The sequence below is a fragment of the Psychrobacillus syltrankelensis genome (assembly GCF_055454035.1).
Map to the genome: position 1 here is coordinate 2,061,929 of NZ_CM144227.1, position 17,123 is coordinate 2,079,051.

15 protein-coding genes are annotated in these 17,123 nt (G+C 35.6%); 5 read left to right on the forward strand and 10 right to left on the reverse strand.

Annotated elements, in window-relative coordinates:
• The first annotated feature begins 13 nt into the window (after nucleotides 1-13).
• A complete protein-coding gene (locus tag ACTSKG_RS09935) occupies nucleotides 14-751 on the forward strand; it encodes a metallophosphoesterase family protein (protein WP_464754461.1) in 738 nt (245 codons plus the stop codon).
• A gap of 30 nt (nucleotides 752-781) precedes the next feature.
• Here the strand turns inward: ACTSKG_RS09935 and ACTSKG_RS09940 are convergent, their stop codons facing one another.
• The 6 genes from ACTSKG_RS09940 to ACTSKG_RS09965 form a co-directional block, all read right to left on the reverse strand.
• Nucleotides 782-2,161 (reverse strand): sensor histidine kinase, encoded by a 1,380-nt coding sequence (locus ACTSKG_RS09940; protein WP_464754463.1) that lies wholly within the window; start codon nucleotides 2,159-2,161, stop codon nucleotides 782-784.
• Entirely contained in the window at nucleotides 2,158-2,829 is a 672-nt protein-coding gene (locus ACTSKG_RS09945; RefSeq protein WP_464754465.1) for a response regulator transcription factor, read from the reverse strand. The genes ACTSKG_RS09940 and ACTSKG_RS09945 overlap by 4 nt, the downstream gene beginning before the upstream one ends.
• Nucleotides 2,830-2,895: 66 nt before the next feature.
• Entirely contained in the window at nucleotides 2,896-3,420 is a 525-nt protein-coding gene (locus tag ACTSKG_RS09950) for a hypothetical protein (RefSeq protein ID WP_464754467.1), read from the reverse strand.
• Nucleotide 3,421: 1 nt separating this feature from the next.
• Nucleotides 3,422-4,180: an ABC transporter permease gene (locus ACTSKG_RS09955; RefSeq protein ID WP_464754469.1), complete on the reverse strand. Its 759-nt coding sequence runs from the start codon at nucleotides 4,178-4,180 to the stop codon at nucleotides 3,422-3,424.
• Nucleotides 4,177-4,944, reverse strand: coding sequence for an ABC transporter ATP-binding protein (locus ACTSKG_RS09960; protein WP_464754471.1), 768 nt, complete (start codon nucleotides 4,942-4,944; stop codon nucleotides 4,177-4,179). The genes ACTSKG_RS09955 and ACTSKG_RS09960 overlap by 4 nt, the downstream gene beginning before the upstream one ends.
• Before the next feature lie 79 nt (nucleotides 4,945-5,023).
• Nucleotides 5,024-5,680, reverse strand: coding sequence for a PepSY domain-containing protein (locus ACTSKG_RS09965; protein WP_464754473.1), 657 nt, complete (start codon nucleotides 5,678-5,680; stop codon nucleotides 5,024-5,026).
• A gap of 196 nt (nucleotides 5,681-5,876) precedes the next feature.
• Here ACTSKG_RS09965 and ACTSKG_RS09970 point away from each other — a divergent pair, with 196 nt between their 5' ends.
• Nucleotides 5,877-6,116: a hypothetical protein gene (locus tag ACTSKG_RS09970; RefSeq protein ID WP_464754475.1), complete on the forward strand. Its 240-nt coding sequence runs from the start codon at nucleotides 5,877-5,879 to the stop codon at nucleotides 6,114-6,116.
• A gap of 62 nt (nucleotides 6,117-6,178) precedes the next feature.
• On the opposite strand, the gene ACTSKG_RS09975 is transcribed toward ACTSKG_RS09970, so the two are convergent.
• Nucleotides 6,179-6,676 (reverse strand): flavin reductase family protein, encoded by a 498-nt coding sequence (locus ACTSKG_RS09975; protein ID WP_464754477.1) that lies wholly within the window; start codon nucleotides 6,674-6,676, stop codon nucleotides 6,179-6,181.
• A gap of 150 nt (nucleotides 6,677-6,826) precedes the next feature.
• Here ACTSKG_RS09975 and ACTSKG_RS09980 point away from each other — a divergent pair, with 150 nt between their 5' ends.
• Both ACTSKG_RS09980 and ACTSKG_RS09985 read left to right on the forward strand, forming a co-directional pair.
• Nucleotides 6,827-7,147, forward strand: a complete 321-nt coding sequence (locus ACTSKG_RS09980; RefSeq protein ID WP_464754479.1) for a YflT domain-containing protein — start codon at nucleotides 6,827-6,829, stop codon at nucleotides 7,145-7,147.
• A 174-nt stretch (nucleotides 7,148-7,321) separates the two neighbouring features.
• Nucleotides 7,322-9,469 (forward strand): type IA DNA topoisomerase, encoded by a 2,148-nt coding sequence (locus ACTSKG_RS09985; protein WP_464754481.1) that lies wholly within the window; start codon nucleotides 7,322-7,324, stop codon nucleotides 9,467-9,469.
• A gap of 193 nt (nucleotides 9,470-9,662) precedes the next feature.
• Here the strand turns inward: ACTSKG_RS09985 and ACTSKG_RS09990 are convergent, their stop codons facing one another.
• Both ACTSKG_RS09990 and ACTSKG_RS09995 read right to left on the reverse strand, forming a co-directional pair.
• Entirely contained in the window at nucleotides 9,663-10,721 is a 1,059-nt protein-coding gene (locus ACTSKG_RS09990; RefSeq protein WP_464754483.1) for a DmpA family aminopeptidase, read from the reverse strand.
• The gene (locus ACTSKG_RS09995; protein ID WP_464754484.1) at nucleotides 10,718-12,112 is read right to left on the reverse strand and encodes a bifunctional metallophosphatase/5'-nucleotidase; all 1,395 of its coding nucleotides are present in this window, start codon (nucleotides 12,110-12,112) and stop codon (nucleotides 10,718-10,720) included. The genes ACTSKG_RS09990 and ACTSKG_RS09995 overlap by 4 nt, the downstream gene beginning before the upstream one ends.
• Before the next feature lie 371 nt (nucleotides 12,113-12,483).
• Here ACTSKG_RS09995 and ACTSKG_RS10000 point away from each other — a divergent pair, with 371 nt between their 5' ends.
• Complete coding sequence (locus ACTSKG_RS10000) at nucleotides 12,484-16,206, forward strand: DUF6359 domain-containing protein (protein WP_464754485.1); 3,723 nt, start codon at nucleotides 12,484-12,486, stop codon at nucleotides 16,204-16,206.
• A gap of 69 nt (nucleotides 16,207-16,275) precedes the next feature.
• On the opposite strand, the gene ACTSKG_RS10005 is transcribed toward ACTSKG_RS10000, so the two are convergent.
• Nucleotides 16,276-17,118 carry a DUF1028 domain-containing protein gene (locus tag ACTSKG_RS10005; protein WP_464754486.1) on the reverse strand — a complete coding sequence of 281 codons (843 nt, stop codon included), beginning with the start codon at nucleotides 17,116-17,118 and terminating at the stop codon, nucleotides 16,276-16,278.
• Nucleotides 17,119-17,123 lie beyond the last annotated feature (5 nt).

Sequence of the window (17,123 nt, forward strand, 5' to 3'; positions counted from 1 at the left end):
GGAGTGGAAACATATGAAACTTGCTATCATCACAGACGTTCACGGCAACGAAATAGCATTAAAAGCAGTTCTTCATGAAATTGATAAGCTTCATGATATTGAAGAGGTGTGGTGTCTTGGGGACATGATTGCGATGGGTCCAGATACAAACGAAGTGCTCAATTTACTGTTTGCACGTCCAGATATTCGTATGATTACGGGCAATCATGATGAAGCTATTTTATCGCTCATTACAGGAGAAGGTCATCCTGATAGTTATAAACATACTCGTGAACATCACAAATGGATTGCTGAACGATTATCCACAGACAATTTTAAGAATCTAAAACAACTACCACGAATGGTAGAAAAACAAATAAATGGTACTCGTATTATGGGAATTCATTATCATATAGAATTAGCTAAGCGCGATGCCCATATAAAGGATGAACCTTTTTACAGTATAATGGAACCATCCTTAGAGAATATGGAGAAAATGTACGCTAATTATCCAGCTGATATTATTTGTTTTGGGCATCATCATCCAGAGCATTTATTTTCCAACGAACACCAAACTTACTTAAATCCTGGTGCACTAGGAGTGTCTAAAGAAAATACTGCTCCTTATGCAATTATTGACTTCTCGCAAATAAAACCAAAAATTAATATTTATCATGCTTCCTACGACAAAAATGCTTTCCTTAAAAAGTTTGATACTTTAAAGGTTCCACAAAGAGAAATCTTGTTTAAGCTTTTTTATGTTGGCGAATAAAATAAAACGAACTACTAAAAGTTTAATCTTCTAGTAGTTCGTTTTTTGATGTAGTTTTGGAAATGTAAGGGTAACAGAGGTACCTTGACCTAACTGACTTTCAATCACTAAACTACCTTTATAAGAATCCATTAACTTTTGAGCAATAGAGAGCCCAATACCATATCCACCTTTTTTCCGATTGCGCGACTTTTCCACTCGATAAAATCGATCTGTAACTTTGGGAACATTCTCTTCTGAAATTCCGATTCCAAAATCTTGAACACTCAATTTCCGCTGACGATAATTTATGTTCACTCTTTTATCATCCTTTGAATACTTTATCGCGTTATCGATTAATATTGTAAGCAGTTGTTCTAAGTGTCCCTCTTTTATTGCTAGAGGGGTGTCATCATATAATTGAAAAGAAAAACCGAACTCAGAGTGTGTAATTTCAAAGTCATTTACAACTTTTTCAATAACCTTTTTTGGATTAATCAAAGGAATCTCAGTATTTATTGTTTTCTCAGAATCGAGTCTAGATAGCTCTAATAAATCTTTCACCAATTTATCCATGCGATCCACTTCTTTCAAGGAAGACGCTAATGATTTATTTAACACTTCCACCTCTTCTTTTCCCCACCTGTTCAACATCATTAAGTTTCCATTCAATACAGATAAAGGGGTTCTTAATTCATGAGAAGCATCTTCCACAAATTGTTTTTGCTGGTTGAAAGAAGTTTCTAATTGATCCATTAGCTCATTAAAGTGGATCGCTAATTCAGAAATTTCGTCTTGTGTAGGTTGAACCTTTACTCTTTCTTCTAAACCGAATTTTTTAATTCTTGCAAGTGTTTTGGAAATATCCTGAATTGGACTAACTATTTGTTTGGAAAGAAAAAGTGCTCCTATTAAACTTAAGAAAACTGCACCAATCCCTGACAAAAACATTACAAATCCAAATTGACTTAAAAGACCATCGAAAATCTCCATGTTTCGTACAATTTCAATTGTCCCTACGAAACTCGTACCAACTAATGGTTCTCGGTAAATAAGCAGACGGTCATCACCCGATTTGATCAACTCAAACTGTTCATTTTGGACTAAATGTGAAGGTATTTGCAATAATTCTTCTTCACTCACCGCCACAATGCTATTCCCGTCTTTATCCAAAATTCGAATTGTCTCTGACTTCTCATTAATGGATTTAACAAACGTTTCATTTTCCTTAATAAGCTGGATAGATAGTTTCTGATTGGAATAGTAGTTTTGAATAGTAGTCATCTTTTTTTCGATAGATTGCTCTTCATAATGAATCATCCAACTGTTTATAACAAAGTACTGCAATATATTATAAGAAACAAACAAACCAATCATAAGCGCAGTTGCCCATAAAACAATCTTCCACTTTAGCTTTAACTTTTTCATCATTTCATCACATAACCTACTCCACGGATAGAGTGGATATAGTTGTTATCATCTATATTAATTTTGTTTCGCAAATATCTTACATACACATCTACCACATTCGTTTCTACCTCTGTTTCATATCCCCATATTTTCTCGAGAATTAGTTCACGCGGAAGGACACGATTTACATTTTTTAAAAATATTAAAAGAAGTTCATATTCTCTCTTTGTCAATGGAATCTCTTCATTACCTTTCATAACTGTTCGTGAAATAGTATCGACTTCAATTTCCTTGAATTTCAAATATTTCACTACATCTTCTTCATGCCGTTCATTTCGGCGAAAAATTACTCGCATCCTTGCTAATAGTTCTTCAATGGAAAAAGGCTTTGACATATAATCGTCTGCTCCAACATCTAAACCCATGACACGGTCCATTACGCTATCTCTTGCAGTAAGCATGATAATCGGTGTTTCTTTCGCCACTCGAATTCTTCTACAAACTTCTATTCCATTTAAGTGAGGAAGCATTAAATCTAAAAGAATAAGATCAAAATGTTGAATTAATGCAGCTTCTAATCCATCTCTACCATCATGTATAACCGTTACATCAAAGCCTTCGTGTTTAAGTTCGAGCTCTAGAAACTCTGTAATACTTTCCTCATCTTCAATAATTAATACTTTTTTCAATGTGAACCCTCCCACGAATTAGGTTATCTACATGTTATCGAACAATGGTAGAACAGACAAATTTCTTTATTTTTTTTTTCTTGTTCTTGCGAAAAATAATAAGAGGAGCAATATTGCTGGCATCGCGATCGATACAATTTGCACAATAAGTGGATCAATTTTCGTATTTCCTAAAATATGCACGGGTATTGACTTACTAGAATGTATTTGTTGATCATCGTCACTACTTACCGTTACATACAACTTATATTTACTTGTATACACAAAACGAATTGGTAATTCAGCTTTTACAGATTGCTGTGGCTTTAAAGTATCCAGTAAAACGGGTACATCTGCACCGTAGTCCTCTAAATTTACTGTCATATGTTTCCCAATATCTGCCATTGTAATGTAAGCCATCGCATTCTTCAGTTCTTTGTTCGACAGATTGGTAATTTCGACTTGCACTGTCGTTTCAAGACCTGGATAATTTTCCACTGCATCGGGTGAAAGGATTTTAATATCAACTGTATCTGATGCAGATACGACTCCACTTGTTTGCATTACTAAAAAAGAGAAGAGGAATGCCAAAGAAATGCATATTTTTTTCATTCTATTCTCCTCCTTTGAGCGTGATTTTATTGTTTGCAAACAACAATATCGCAATACTTATTACTAAGAAGATGATTACCGGTAGTAGATCTACCATCAATACCATGAAGCCGAGGCGATTTACAAAGTAATCCTTTAACGTAAGCATGGATCGTGATAATGGACTAATTGTGTCAACGATATGCGCAAATCCACTTTTTTTCATCGTTGTTGATAAGAACATTGGAATTGCCGTAACTAAAAATAAGACAAACGCTAAAAGTGTAGAACTCTTAGTAGATGAGAGAATTGCAGAAAAGCCTAGAGATAATGCTGAAAATCCAATGACTAATGGAAAACAAATGAAATAGAGAAAGATAATTGCTTTCAAAAATATATCTGTACCCATAGCTAGTGCATAAAAGTATGGAAGAGATAGTAAAGAAATAATGAACCAAAATAAGAGCAAACCGACTAATTTTCCAAAAGTAATTTGCGCTTTAGACAATGGGGATAATAAGAGACTTTCAAGCGTCTCTCTTTCTCTTTCACCTGCATACATATTCGATCCAATAATGATTGTTACTAAAATACTAATACCTAAAACTACTTTCATGAAAGTCATATTTACTTCTACTTGAGCAAGTAAACTTAGTTCTTTCACAGAGACAAAACTTAATGCAAGACCACTAAACAAAATAGTCACAGCAAAATATATCCATAAGCTTTTTTTAGAAAAGACATTTTCTTTTATTTCTTTCCGGATAAGCGCCGTTATCATAGATGCATCTCCTTATCTTCCTGTTCTGTAAGGTAAAAGAATACCTCTTCCAAAGTAATTGGTTCCGTAGTGTCTGCTTTCAATGGTCCATATTTGTTCAAAAGTGAATCTAAATAATCTTCTTCTATTAGATTCCCTTCTTTTACAATAGCCACACGATTACATATTTCGGAGATTTCTTTGAGTAAATGAGAAGTGATGAATATCGTAACTCCATGTTTTTTGTTTAAATCATGTAAAATCATTTGAATATCTTTTTGTCCTTGAGGATCTAAACCAAGTGTAGGTTCGTCTAAAAAAATAAGAACGGGCTCATGAATAATGGTCTTTGCAATACCAATTCGTTGTCGCATCCCTCGAGAATATTGTCCAATAGGAATATTTGCTTTACTTGTCATACCAACTTGATGAAGTACTGTTTCTACTCGCTCTTTTTGTTTACTTTTATCCACTCCATACAGTTGTGCAAAGAATAGTAAATACTCTGCTCCTGTCATCCAGTTATAGTATCCATGTGACTCCGGTAATACACCTATCATTTTTCTAATTTCCCGTTCATTCCGAATAACACTTTTCCCTTGAATTAGAACTTCCCCCGATGTTGGCTTTAATAGACCATCTAGCATACGAATAGTTGTTGTTTTACCAGCACCATTTGGTCCTAAAAAACCATAAATATCTCCTTCTTTTACATGTAAACTTAATCGATTAACCGCGGTGAACCCATTTGGGTATTCCATTGTTAAATCCTTCGTTTGAATCATGTTGTACCTCCTTCTAATTAGTAATTAAAGAAGAAAAGGAAAGGATGGGTCCAACCCACCCTTTCCTAAATAAATAAGATTATTCGTTATCTTCTTGACCTTCGTCTTCATTATCCGCTTCCACTTTTACAATTTTTCCTGAAGCAGCATCCACTTTCACGTCTTTCACATCACCAGAAGCTGTTTTTACTTCAAATCCATAAACTACTACACCATCTTCATCTTCTAGTTCAGATTTATTAACAGTTCCAGGTACTTCTTTTAATGCAATTACTTGTGCCTCATCTGAAGTCAGTTTTGCTTTAGCTTGAAGATCTGCGATATTATCGTCATTTTCTTCACCATCATTTCCTTCTTCAGTACCATTTTCTTCGTCTTTTGCATCATTTTCGACTTTAACAATGTTGCCATTTTCTGCATTAACTTTTACATCATTTACGTCACCAGCGGCTGTTTTAATTTCAAAGCTATAAACTACTACGCCGTCTTCATCTTCTAACTCAGAGTCTTTTACAGTACCTGCCACTTTGTTTAGTGCGATTACTTGTGCCTCATCTAAAGTTAATTTTGCTTTTGCTTGAAGTTCAGTAATATTGTCATCGTCTTTTTGATCTTCCACTTGGTTCGTTACTGGTGCTTTTCCACTCGCAAAAGCAGTAGAAAATAGGCTATTACCTGCAACTGCTCCTCCAATCAGTGTTGCTGCTAAAGCAGGGATAATCATTTTCTTTTTCATCTGTATTCCTCCTAAAAATTATTGTGAAGCTTTCTTACAATCTCTATTTTGACAGGTGCTTATGAAAAGTTACCGAAGCTTTTTTAAGAAATTCATGAAAGTTTAATGAGGAATTTCTCATTTTCTTTTTTTATCCCAGTCCATCTGCCCTCTTTTACATATGCTACTTGGAATGATAAAAAAGGAGTGAAGAAGAATGGTTCAACCATTTCAAGGAGGACAAATGCAACAGGGATATCCTATGCCTTACGGACAACAAGGATATCCGATGTATCAACAACCATACTATCAACAAGGTTATCATGGGTACCCAGTCCAAAATATGACTTATGGTCATTATGGATATCCTGGGCACCATGGTCATCACTGGCAACAAGGCGGCTATCCGGGATATCACGGATATCCTGGGTATCATGGATACCCAATGCCTCGCTAAATCGATTTACAATAATTTAAATGCAAAAAGGATATCTCATGTGGATATCCTTTTTTGATATATTAATTATAAAATTCTTCGGGGATGGCACCAATATTTCTTCTATGATATAACAGAGGATCTTTATCTTCATTTTGAATATCTAGAACTTCACCAATCAAAATTGTATGATCCCCAGCTTCAATTTGTTTAAACACTTTACATTGCAAAGCTGCAAGTGAATTCGTGAGCACAGGCAAATTCAATGACGATTCCTTCCAATCGCATTGACTGAATCGATCCTCTACCTTACTTGAAAATAACGTACATAAATCTCCTTGATCAGCCGACAAAATATTAACGGTGAATTTATCTACTTTTAAAAAATCATTATAAGAATATACTCTTTTGTCAATAGACCATAAGATGAGCAAAGGTTCTAGCGAAACCGATGCGAAGGAATTAACCGTCAATCCCATTGGTTTTCCGTCTTTATTAAAAGCAGTTACAACAGTAACACCTGTGGGATAATTGCCCAGTGCTGCTTTAAATCTTGCTATTTGTTCCATTTTATTTTCCATTTATTCAACTTCCAATCTTTTTTCTTTTAAGCATATCAAAATCATTATATTCTTTCACACTTTTGAATTCTCCTACCATCATTTTGTTTAAATCTTCACAAGGCGGGTAAAGATAGTTAGAACACAAAAAAGAAAAATGGAGGAATTTTAATGACACTCAAATTAACTGTAGAAAATGCCGTACAAGCAAAACAAGAAATAGAGAAACTTGAGACACAGGGATATTCACGAGACAACATTCATATTTTCGCCCATTTCAAAGAAAGATCCGACGATATTAACGACGCTTTAGATACGAAAGACGTTGGTATTAAAGAACAAGGCTTCCTTGATTCCATGAAAAATTTATTTACATCTCGTGGTGATGAACTAAGAAGCAAAATGGAAGCAACTGGTTTATCAAAAGAAGAAGCTGCCGAGGCTGAAAAAGAACTAGATAAGGGCAAATTAGTTATTATTGCTCATAAATGATTTATATTAGATCCCATTCCCAATCTCTAAAGGGAATGGGATTTTTATTTGCGTTTGCTACAATTTTTGCAACAAGCTTAAAAATGCTCTCACATTTATTATTTGATAAATATTAAGAAGTATTGCATGATAATAAGAACGAATGTTTTATTATCACAAAAGAGGTGAAATTTCTTGAAACCAGTAATACTAGCTGAAAAGCCAAGCCAAGCAAAGGCATATGCAGATGCTTTTTCAGTCAAGAAATATGAAGGATACTTGGAAATTAATCCATGTCCAACTTTCCCCGAAGGTGCTTATATAACTTGGGGAATCGGCCATCTTGTTGAGTTAAAAGAACCTAAAGCATACGACCCGAAGTGGGATAAATGGTCCCTTAATAGTTTACCTATTTTGCCAGACCGATATGAATTCCAAGTTACCAAGGGAAAATTCAAACAGTTCACTATTGTGAAAAGGCTAATGAAATCAACTGATACGGTTATAAACGCATGCGACGTGGATCGCGAAGGTTCTAATATTTTCTATAGTATATACAATCAGTCTGGAGCAAGAGGTCAAAAAATTAAACGATTATGGATTAATTCACTTGAAGTAGACGAAGTACGAAAAGGATTTGCTAATTTACAAGATAATCGTAAAGACCTTCTACTATATGAGGAAGCAAAGGCTCGTCAAATAAGTGATTGGTTAGTCGGAATGAATGGTTCTCGCCTTTATTCTCTTTTATTGCAATCACAAGGAATTAAAGATGTTTTTCCGATTGGGCGAGTACAATCACCAACTATTTATTTGATTTATCAACGGCAAATGGAGATTGAGAACTTTGTTTCGGAGCCATTTTATGAAATCGAGGCTACATTTAATGCAGAAAAAGGAACGTATAAGGGGAAAGCAAAGGCAAAGGAACCGAAAAAAGAAATTATTGAAGAACTTCTTTCTAAACATGCTATTCAACCAAATTCGCCAGGAATTATTACTTCCATAGAGAAACAGGATAAGCGCATACCACCACCGCAACTCCATTCCCTATCAACATTGCAAGCAACAGCAAATCGGTTATGGAAAATTAGTCCAGCAAATGTCTTGAAAACAATGCAGGTTCTCTACGAAAAGAAACTTGTTACGTACCCTCGGACGGATTCACGTTACATTACACCTAGTGAGTTCTCTTATCTTGCTGCCAAAGTGACAGACTATCAGCTGCTTATCGGACAGTCGTTTCCTATCAGTTCGCTCACTCCAAAGAAGCGATATGTGGACAGTTCAAAAGTACAAGAGCATTACGCCATCATACCGACGAAAAAGATTCCGTCACAAGCCGTAATTGCTAAATTGTCCAGTATGGAAAGAAACTTATACGAGGAAATCGTCTGCACAACGCTCGCAATGTTTCATAACGACTATTTATATACAGAAACAAAAGTGACTACGGATGTAAATGGATTACCCTTCTTTACAACAGGAAAAACGGAGCGGGATAAAGGTTGGAAAGCATTGTTCGTTCGTTCCTCTAAAGAAAACGAGAAAGAAGAACCAACGTTGCCTTCTTTATGTGAACAGGAAAAGGTAGCGAGTGATATTGCAATAAAAGAAGGTAAGACTATTCCTCCTAAACCTTATACAGAAGGACAACTAATTGCCATGATGAAAACTTGTGGAAAACTTGTGGAGGACAAAGAGGAGACGGAAATTTTAAAAGAAGTAGAAGGTCTTGGAACAGAAGCAACGAGAAGTGGAATTATTGAAACAATTAAACGACATAGCTATATTAATGTAACGAAAAATATTGTATCAATTACTGATAAAGGACGAGTCCTTTGCCAAGCAATTGAAGGGAATCTTCTAGCAAGCCCCTCTATGACAGCAAAATGGGAAACGTATTTGCGAAAGATCGGTAATGGAGAAGGATCACAAGAACGTTTTTTGGGGAGCATTGCTAAATTCATTCATAGCTTATTACAAGAAGTTCCGAATCAATTAAAATTGAAAAATATTGATATAAAACTTATCCCTACTAAAACTTCTAACTCTAAGTATTCCTCATATAAGCAGGAACCAATTGTACCTTGCCCAAAATGTAAGGAGGGTTCAATCGTTGCCCGAAAAGGTTTTTATGGATGCACTAATTATAAAAAAGGTTGTACACAAACCTTTAATGGTTTCTTTTTGAAAAAGAAAATCACTCCTAGTCAGATTAAGCTTCTTTGTACAAAAGGAAAAACAAATGAAATAAAAGGATTCGTTGCAGAAAATGGGCAAACATTTAATGCTAGTCTTTCATTTGTAGAGGGTAAATTAAAGTTAGAGTTTAAAGCATAAGTTTCAATTTACTTTCAAATAAATGGCTAAGAGAGATTAAATATAGTGTAACAGCAACCAAGTAGGTCATGAGAGCAACTAAATAATTTGGAAGAGCAACAGATTTTCCTTTTAAAGCAACCAATGGAAGAACGCAAGAAGAAAATTTCTTCTTGCGTTTTATTCAAGGGATTTATAAGTCAGTTCCGCTTTTTCATTCAAACGGATAAGCATATGCGATATTGCCCATGCGTCCTATAGTTGTTATTGCTTGTGACAAGGAATTTAAAATTGCTTCCTCTGTAGCTTCCACTGCTCCTAGAAAAAGATCATTCATAATCGGATGATCATCCCTTAGTTGCTGCCTTGTTTCAACACTTCCCTCTGAAAAATGCGAAACAAATTGTGCTGTAGAAAAAGCAATGACTATATCTCCGCTGCCATTACTAAAATGACTTCCTGTTCTTCCTAGCCCGATTCCACACCTCTTTGCCAACCGCTTTAACTGTCTACTACTAAGGGGCGCATTCGTCGCGAGAACAATCATAATGGATCCATCTGCTGGCTTTGGAAAAGTTGGGACGTTTGACTTTTCTTTCATTTTATAAAGTGCGGTTAAGAAGTCTTCTTTTCTTCCAAAATTACTTAGAACTAAGCAACCTAATGTATAAGTTACATCCCTATCCTGAACTAGACGCGAAGCGGAACCAATTCCACCTTTGTAACCAAAACAAATCATCCCTTTTCCTGCTCCAACCGCACCTTCTGAGGAGGGATTTGTGGAAGCCTTTTGAATACATTCAATCGCATGCTCAGGTTTAATGACCAGTTTACGAATCGAGTTTAATCTACTGTCATTACATTCTCCTACAACTAAATTGACCGTTCCAGTAGATTCACCAATCTCTACGTTTTGCTCTAACATATACTCCAATGTGCCTTGCGTGACTGCAGGAATTGCAAATGTATTTGTTAGCATAATTGGCGATTCAATTAAACCTAATTCATCCACTTGTACAAGCCCAGTTGTTTTACCAAATCCATTTAATACATAACTTGCACCAACTACTTTTTGCTGAAACAAATTACCGCCATGTGGTAAAATTGCCGTTACACCAGTGCATACATATTCTCCATCTTCTAAAGGATGGTCTAATGTAACATGTCCTACTTTGACACCTTCAACATCGGTAATACAATTCTTTTCTCCAACTGGTAGACGCCCTATTATAATTCCTCTTTGTCTAATTTTTTGCGGTTCATGTTCTTTCATTGAACCACTCCCTCTATAGATGATTCTTTCCATCTATTCACATATGCTTTTTCAAAAAAATCTTTTTTATTAGCATATAGACGAATAACATCTTTTATTTCTTCTGCTAGATATTTTTCATTTCGATTGTTTGCAAGACTTTCATATCCTGAGCCTCTTTGTAAATAATCGGAGCTTGCCACTGTATACCATGTTTCATCTTCTAACAGATTTTCATTCACATAAATTGCTCGTATATGTTTTCCATCATGAACAACTTCTGCTCCTGCTATATGCAATCGACCAACAAATTTCCCTCTGAAGCCCGGTCCTCTTCCATCTGCCAAGCAAATCTGAGAATCTAAGGATTGTTCAATCGCTACCTTTATGTATTTGCCTTTGATTTCAAAAGAAGTAGGATTTAAAGGTGATGGGCATACTTCAATCAATTTTTTCTTAGTCATTTCTTGAAATATTCCTGCATTACAAATTCCACTATTGATAAGTCCTATATCGCAATTCAGCATATCCTTTAAACCATCTGCAATTAAATTAGTTAATGGATTTTCTTCGATAACATCATGCCATAAAGGCTGCTTGAGTGAATAGATTGGTTGGCTAAGTACTTCAATTGCTTTTTCTTTATTTGTTTTTAGTAATTCTAATATGTGCTCGTCTTTTTCCGCATCCTTTGATGAAATTGTTTCTGAATGGAGCAGTTTTACTTCACCTTCTTTAATTTCAAGTTCAAGAATCCCTAAATGTTCCCCGTAATTTCCAGCACTGTTCATGATTATTTTATTAATTACTTTTGCTTCGCTAAAAAGTTTATGATCATGTGCTGAAATAATAATATCAATTTCGGGAATTTCCAATGCGATAGGTTCATCAGCAAATGTTCCAACGTGACTTAAAAGAATACAAATATCATAATTCCCTGCATTTCTTTTTATTTCTTCCACAATGGATTCTTTATAATCCGTCATGTGAATTCCAATACCGTCATTAAACTCACCCATATTAGGAGAAGATCCAGTGATTAATATCCGAAGTCCATTTTTATTCAATATTACGCTTTTGAACACACCATTAATCTGTGTTTTGTCTTTTTTAAATAGATTGTTGCTAATGAAAGGAAAAGAACTATTACTAGCCATATGTTCAAGTGTATCTACCCCATTGAACATTTCATTGTTTCCAATAGTAAGAGCATCATAACCAACAGCTTCTAATAATTCAATTGCAGCAATACCCCGTGTTCCTTGCAACTCAATACTTTTAAAATCAGCAAAATCTCCACCATCTAGTATTAACGTGTGCTCGTCCTTAAATTGCCTAATGAGTGTTGCAACTCTAGAGAAGTTTTCAAAGTTACTATGTACATCGTTCGTATGCAAAATTTTTAGTTTCATCATAATCCTCCAAACATACATTTTTCCATATTATAACACAAACATTACAACCACATTACGGGTGCCAGGCACCCGTAATATGGTTGTAATACGTTGTGATGAAAATTGAGGTTTATGCCATACAAGCCTAAAGAACTATTACATGACCAATTACCTTGTCTTATTTAATTTTTTAAAGATTAATAATTTCATTTGCATTCTTTGTATTCATTCCACTGTAATTATTTTTTCATAGCAGAAAAGTGAAGACCAACTACTTCTTACCTGTTTTTATTTAAATTTTAAAAATTTTACAATTCCTTATTAAAACGGTAATTTTCTTTTGCTATAATCGACAGGCAATATAAAACATAAATCGAGGAGTGTATTAAATGACCAAGAATTGGAAACATGCAATCTGTAAGATAGCTCTATCTTTATTATTAGTAATGTCAGTATTTTTACCTTTTGTTACTGTATCAAATGTACAAGCTGCTGAGCCTATAACGGTTGCCGAGGCAATTGCGAATAATTCTGGTACCTCAACAGTTAAAGGATTCATTGTGGGTACAGCAAGCTCTGGAACTTCCTACGATCAAGAAGCACCTTTTACAGTAAATACAAATATCGGTCTTGCTGATTCTCCTAATGAAACCGATCCGTCAAAAATTTTACCTGTACAATTGCCAACTGGTTCTGTTCGAACAGGTTTAAATTTGGTGGATAATCCTAATTTATTTAAAAGTAAAGTGGCAATCACTGGTGCACTTTCTGCTTATTTCTCGGTGCCAGGCTTAAAAAATGCTAGTGCATTTACAATCATTTCTGAAGGTGAAACACCACCTCCTGCTTCTGAATCTGAAGTAATGGATAATATCGCTGCAGCTCGTGAAGTATCAGATCCAAATAAATTAATAAAAATTAAAGGGACTGTAACAACTGGCACTGGATTCTGGGGAGGGAAAGCATTTTACCTCCAAGACAATACAGCTGGGATTTATGCATTTACATCTAACGCAGATGTAGCTCCTGGAGATATAGTTGAGCTTGAAGGAAAAGTAAGTCCATACGGCGGGGAGCTTCAAATTCAGCCAACTAAAATTACTAAAATTTCTTCAGGAAATGAACTCCCTAAAATACAAGTAATCACGCCTGCAGGAGTAAATGAAGAGACGCAAGGTGAACGAATTCAATTAAACAATGTAAAAATAACAAACCTAATCAAAACAAATGACTTCGGAACATTTGAATTCACTGCAACTCATGAAAACGGTGAATCGGTTATTATTCGGAACGACAACCGAAATGGACTAGATTTCGTTACCTTTGCAAAACTTTATAAAGAAGGTGATTCAGTTAATGTATCTGGTATCTCTTCTAAGTTCAACACAACATACCAAGTAAAAACTCTTGGACTCGAAAGCTTTGACTTAGTAAACAAACCTGCAGTTTATACTGATATCTTACCTGGAACAGTATCTGAAGGAACACAAATCAAATTAATTACACCAATTGAAAATGCTAAAATCTTTTACACACTGGATGGTTCAACTCCGACACCAACAAGTACTAAATACACAGCACCAATAAACTTAATAAAAGATACAACGATTAAAGCAATTGCAGTAAGTGATACCACTTCAGAAGTTTTCTCATTCACTTATAGCGTGCTTAAATCACATGACTTGGTAATAAGAGACATTCAAGGACGAGGACACTTCTCAGAGTACGAAGGAGCAACTGTTCAGAATATAACGGGAGTTGTAACTCACCTTTACAATTCGGCAAACTTTGTTATCCAAGATATCCATCCGGATAATGACAATACAACTTCTGAAGCGATAATTGTCAATAAAGCCGCTAACGGATTCAAAGTTGGTGACTTAGTTACTGTAGCAGGTACGGTGGAAGAATGGTATTACGCAGGGTATTCAGATATGAAAGAAAATGACCTTCCAATCACACGAATTCGTGCAACCTCTGCTGTAAAGACTGGAATCGCAGAACTACCTGCTCCATTAGTAATTGGACAAGATATTTTCCCACCAACTGAAATTATTGACAATGACGGTTTAACATCATTTGATCCACATGAAGATGGTATTGATTTCTGGGAGTCCGTTGAATTAATGAGAATTGCCGTACCAAATGCTAAGGTCGTTGGACCACAAGGGCATGGCGAGATTGTTGTAGTAGCGGAAAACTCTCCAAAGACAACATTCAATGTTCTAGGAGGAATTAATATTTCTCCAAATGATTACAACCCAGAAAGAGTTACGATAGATATTGGCAATGACAAATACGATGCAAAATCTGGCGATTATTTTACTGGAAATATTGTGGGAGTAATGGGCTTTAGTTTCGGAAACTTCAAATTATGGACGAATGAAGCGTCACTTCCTCCAATCACTCGTATCGAAAAGCCAATAGTTGTAACTGATATTAAACCTACCGATGATAAACTAACAGTAGCTTCATACAATATTGAAAATTTCTCTACAAACAAAGAAAATACTCCTGATGAAAAAGTAGAGAAAATCGCGAAATCTTTTGTGGATAACATGAAATCTCCGGACATTATTACATTAGTAGAAGTTCAAGATAATGACGGTCCTATAGAGTCTGGAAAAACAGATGCATCCGCTAGTTATGAGCGCTTAATTGCGGCAATTACCGCTGCTGGTGGACCAGTCTACAAATGGACAGATATTGCTCCTGAGTATAACCAAGACGGTGGACAACCTGGTGGGAACATTCGAGTGGGATACTTATATAATCCACAACGCGTTACATTAGTAGAAGGAACAAAAGGAAGTTCCACAGACAAAGTGGCTTGGGACGAAGAAGGTAATTTAACTTTAAATCCTGGACGCATTCTTGATTTACCACAATCAAACACACGTAAACCGCTTGCAGCCCAATTTGATTTCCAAGGGGAAAAAGTAGTTGTAATCGGAGCACATCTAAACTCTAAGGGTGGAGACCAGCCTTTATTTGGAAAACATCAACCTCCGTTTTTAGGTTCGGAAGCGCAGCGTATTGAACTAGCAACTATGATCAACAACTTTATTAAAAAAGGACAAGCAAAAGATCCTAATCTTAAAATAATTGTTGCTGGAGATATGAATGATTATGAATTCACCCCAACACTTGCCGCTTTAAAAGGTGGAATTTTAACTAATATGGTAGAAAAAGTACCTGCGGGGGAACGTTTCTCTTATTACTATCAAGGAAACAACCAAGTGTTAGATCATATTTTGGTAACAAATAACTTAGCAGATCATACGAAAGTAGACATGATTCATATCAACGCAAACTATATGGACATTCACGGTCGTGCATCTGACCATGATCCAGTTCTGATTCAAGTGGAGTTTAACAAACCTAATACGTATACACTTTCTACTAATAAAACATCGTTGGTATTAGAAGCAGGTCAATCTGAAACTATTAAGCTAACTGAAACAACAACAAAACACGATGGCTCTACTTCCATTAAAGACGTGACATCCGAAGCAACTTATAGTGGATTTGATACAAAAATCCTTTCAGTAGAAAAAGGCATTATTACAGCTAAAGCAGATGGAAAAACCGTAATAACTGCAACTTATGGAGACAGTAAAGCTTCTATCGAAGTTTCTGTGCAATCAGCAAAAGCTGGCGAAGTAATCATAACTTCTGATGCAGTGGATACCTCTAAAGCTGTAATTACGGTAGATGGAGCTGTACTACATGATGCTGGAAACGTTTATATTCGTTTCACAGAAGATGCTGTAAGTAAAATTGATAAGGTAAATAAAGATGTAGTAATTAAACTAATGAATGGTTCATTCACGATTACCGCTGAAAACTTTGATACCCTTGCTACACATGGTGAATTTACACTCCACCTAAATTATCATGTTCCACCTGGATTATTAAAAGAAAAAAATAAGGACAAAATAAAAGACGACCTAAAACTAGAGGATATTGCTTTTCTTGATGGAAACAATAAACAGATAACATCAACTTTTAAAGATTATTTCGTTATCGTTACAGAAGGCAAAAAACAGTCGGTTGAAGGTGCATATTATGATTCAAAATCAAAGAAATGGAAGTTTAAGAATCTAAAATAAGACAAACCCAATTACTACATGAAACAAGATCTGACCGTTTTTAGATGTCAGATCTTGTTTTTAATACATTTATTTTATTCGCATATACTCCACTACTTTTGTATCAATAAAACCTCTTGTTTGTACTCGTTCATCAAAGTTTTCAATAAGGTGGTATGATTGAACTGCATCTAACAAATCATCATGTTCTGTTAACTCACGATTCAAATGACCGTTTTCATATAATAGGTTCTGAAGTTCTATTGCTAGCTCACCTTCTATTGCCACTATATCTTCCGACAATGTTGTCTCAAAATATAGCTGGTGCAATTTTAGCAGTCTGGCTAATTCTTGCACCGGTTCTTCGTGATCGTCCACTCTCAAGTCTATATAACGATCATTATATCCACCATAGCTACCGTTCTCTTTTACGATCAATAATGCGGCAGACTGTTTTCCTCTGCTATCACCACCGGCAATATCTCCTGCATGTAGTGCAGCTAGTAAACGTTCCGCTAAAGATCCTTCTGTTTGTTTAAACGTTGTTTTCATAGCCTCCACAGTATGTTGATCTACTAATATATTTCCTTGAGCAGCAAAGTTCTCTCCTGCAAAGCCACCGGCCCAGTCAAAACAATCCTCGCCAGTGAACGTAATACTCTGCCCACTTGCATCAACAATTCCTACTTGCCTTGAACCAGACTTATCATCATTTTCAACAAGTTCTTTGAGAACATCCTCGGGGGACATTCCTTTTTCCAACATTTGCAGTCCATTTTTCCCATAATCCAAATTTGCCCATGATTGAGTCGCTATTGCCCCTACTCCCGCTTTTGCAAATGGCACAACCGCTCCAACACTTAAAAATTTTGATGCTACCGCTACCCCTAATTCTTTTGTTTGTGGATCAAATCCAACAATAGAAAATGTCATAAACA

Excerpts from the sequence above, each read along its gene's own strand:
- ACTSKG_RS09935 (WP_464754461.1), top strand. The coding sequence starts at position 14 with ATGAAACTTGCTATCATCACAGACGTTCACGGCAACGAAATAGCATTA.
- ACTSKG_RS09940 (WP_464754463.1), bottom strand. The coding sequence starts at position 2,161 with ATGATGAAAAAGTTAAAGCTAAAGTGGAAGATTGTTTTATGGGCAACT.
- ACTSKG_RS09950 (WP_464754467.1), bottom strand. The coding sequence starts at position 3,420 with ATGAAAAAAATATGCATTTCTTTGGCATTCCTCTTCTCTTTTTTAGTA.
- ACTSKG_RS09955 (WP_464754469.1), bottom strand. The coding sequence starts at position 4,180 with ATGATAACGGCGCTTATCCGGAAAGAAATAAAAGAAAATGTCTTTTCT.
- ACTSKG_RS09960 (WP_464754471.1), bottom strand. The coding sequence starts at position 4,944 with ATGATTCAAACGAAGGATTTAACAATGGAATACCCAAATGGGTTCACC.
- ACTSKG_RS09965 (WP_464754473.1), bottom strand. The coding sequence starts at position 5,680 with ATGAAAAAGAAAATGATTATCCCTGCTTTAGCAGCAACACTGATTGGA.
- ACTSKG_RS09970 (WP_464754475.1), top strand. The coding sequence starts at position 5,877 with ATGGTTCAACCATTTCAAGGAGGACAAATGCAACAGGGATATCCTATG.
- ACTSKG_RS09975 (WP_464754477.1), bottom strand. The coding sequence starts at position 6,676 with ATGGAAAATAAAATGGAACAAATAGCAAGATTTAAAGCAGCACTGGGC.
- ACTSKG_RS09980 (WP_464754479.1), top strand. The coding sequence starts at position 6,827 with ATGACACTCAAATTAACTGTAGAAAATGCCGTACAAGCAAAACAAGAA.
- ACTSKG_RS09990 (WP_464754483.1), bottom strand. The coding sequence starts at position 10,721 with ATGAAAGAACATGAACCGCAAAAAATTAGACAAAGAGGAATTATAATA.
- ACTSKG_RS09995 (WP_464754484.1), bottom strand. The coding sequence starts at position 12,112 with ATGAAACTAAAAATTTTGCATACGAACGATGTACATAGTAACTTTGAA.
- ACTSKG_RS10000 (WP_464754485.1), top strand. The coding sequence starts at position 12,484 with ATGACCAAGAATTGGAAACATGCAATCTGTAAGATAGCTCTATCTTTA.
- ACTSKG_RS10005 (WP_464754486.1), bottom strand. The coding sequence starts at position 17,118 with ATGACATTTTCTATTGTTGGATTTGATCCACAAACAAAAGAATTAGGG.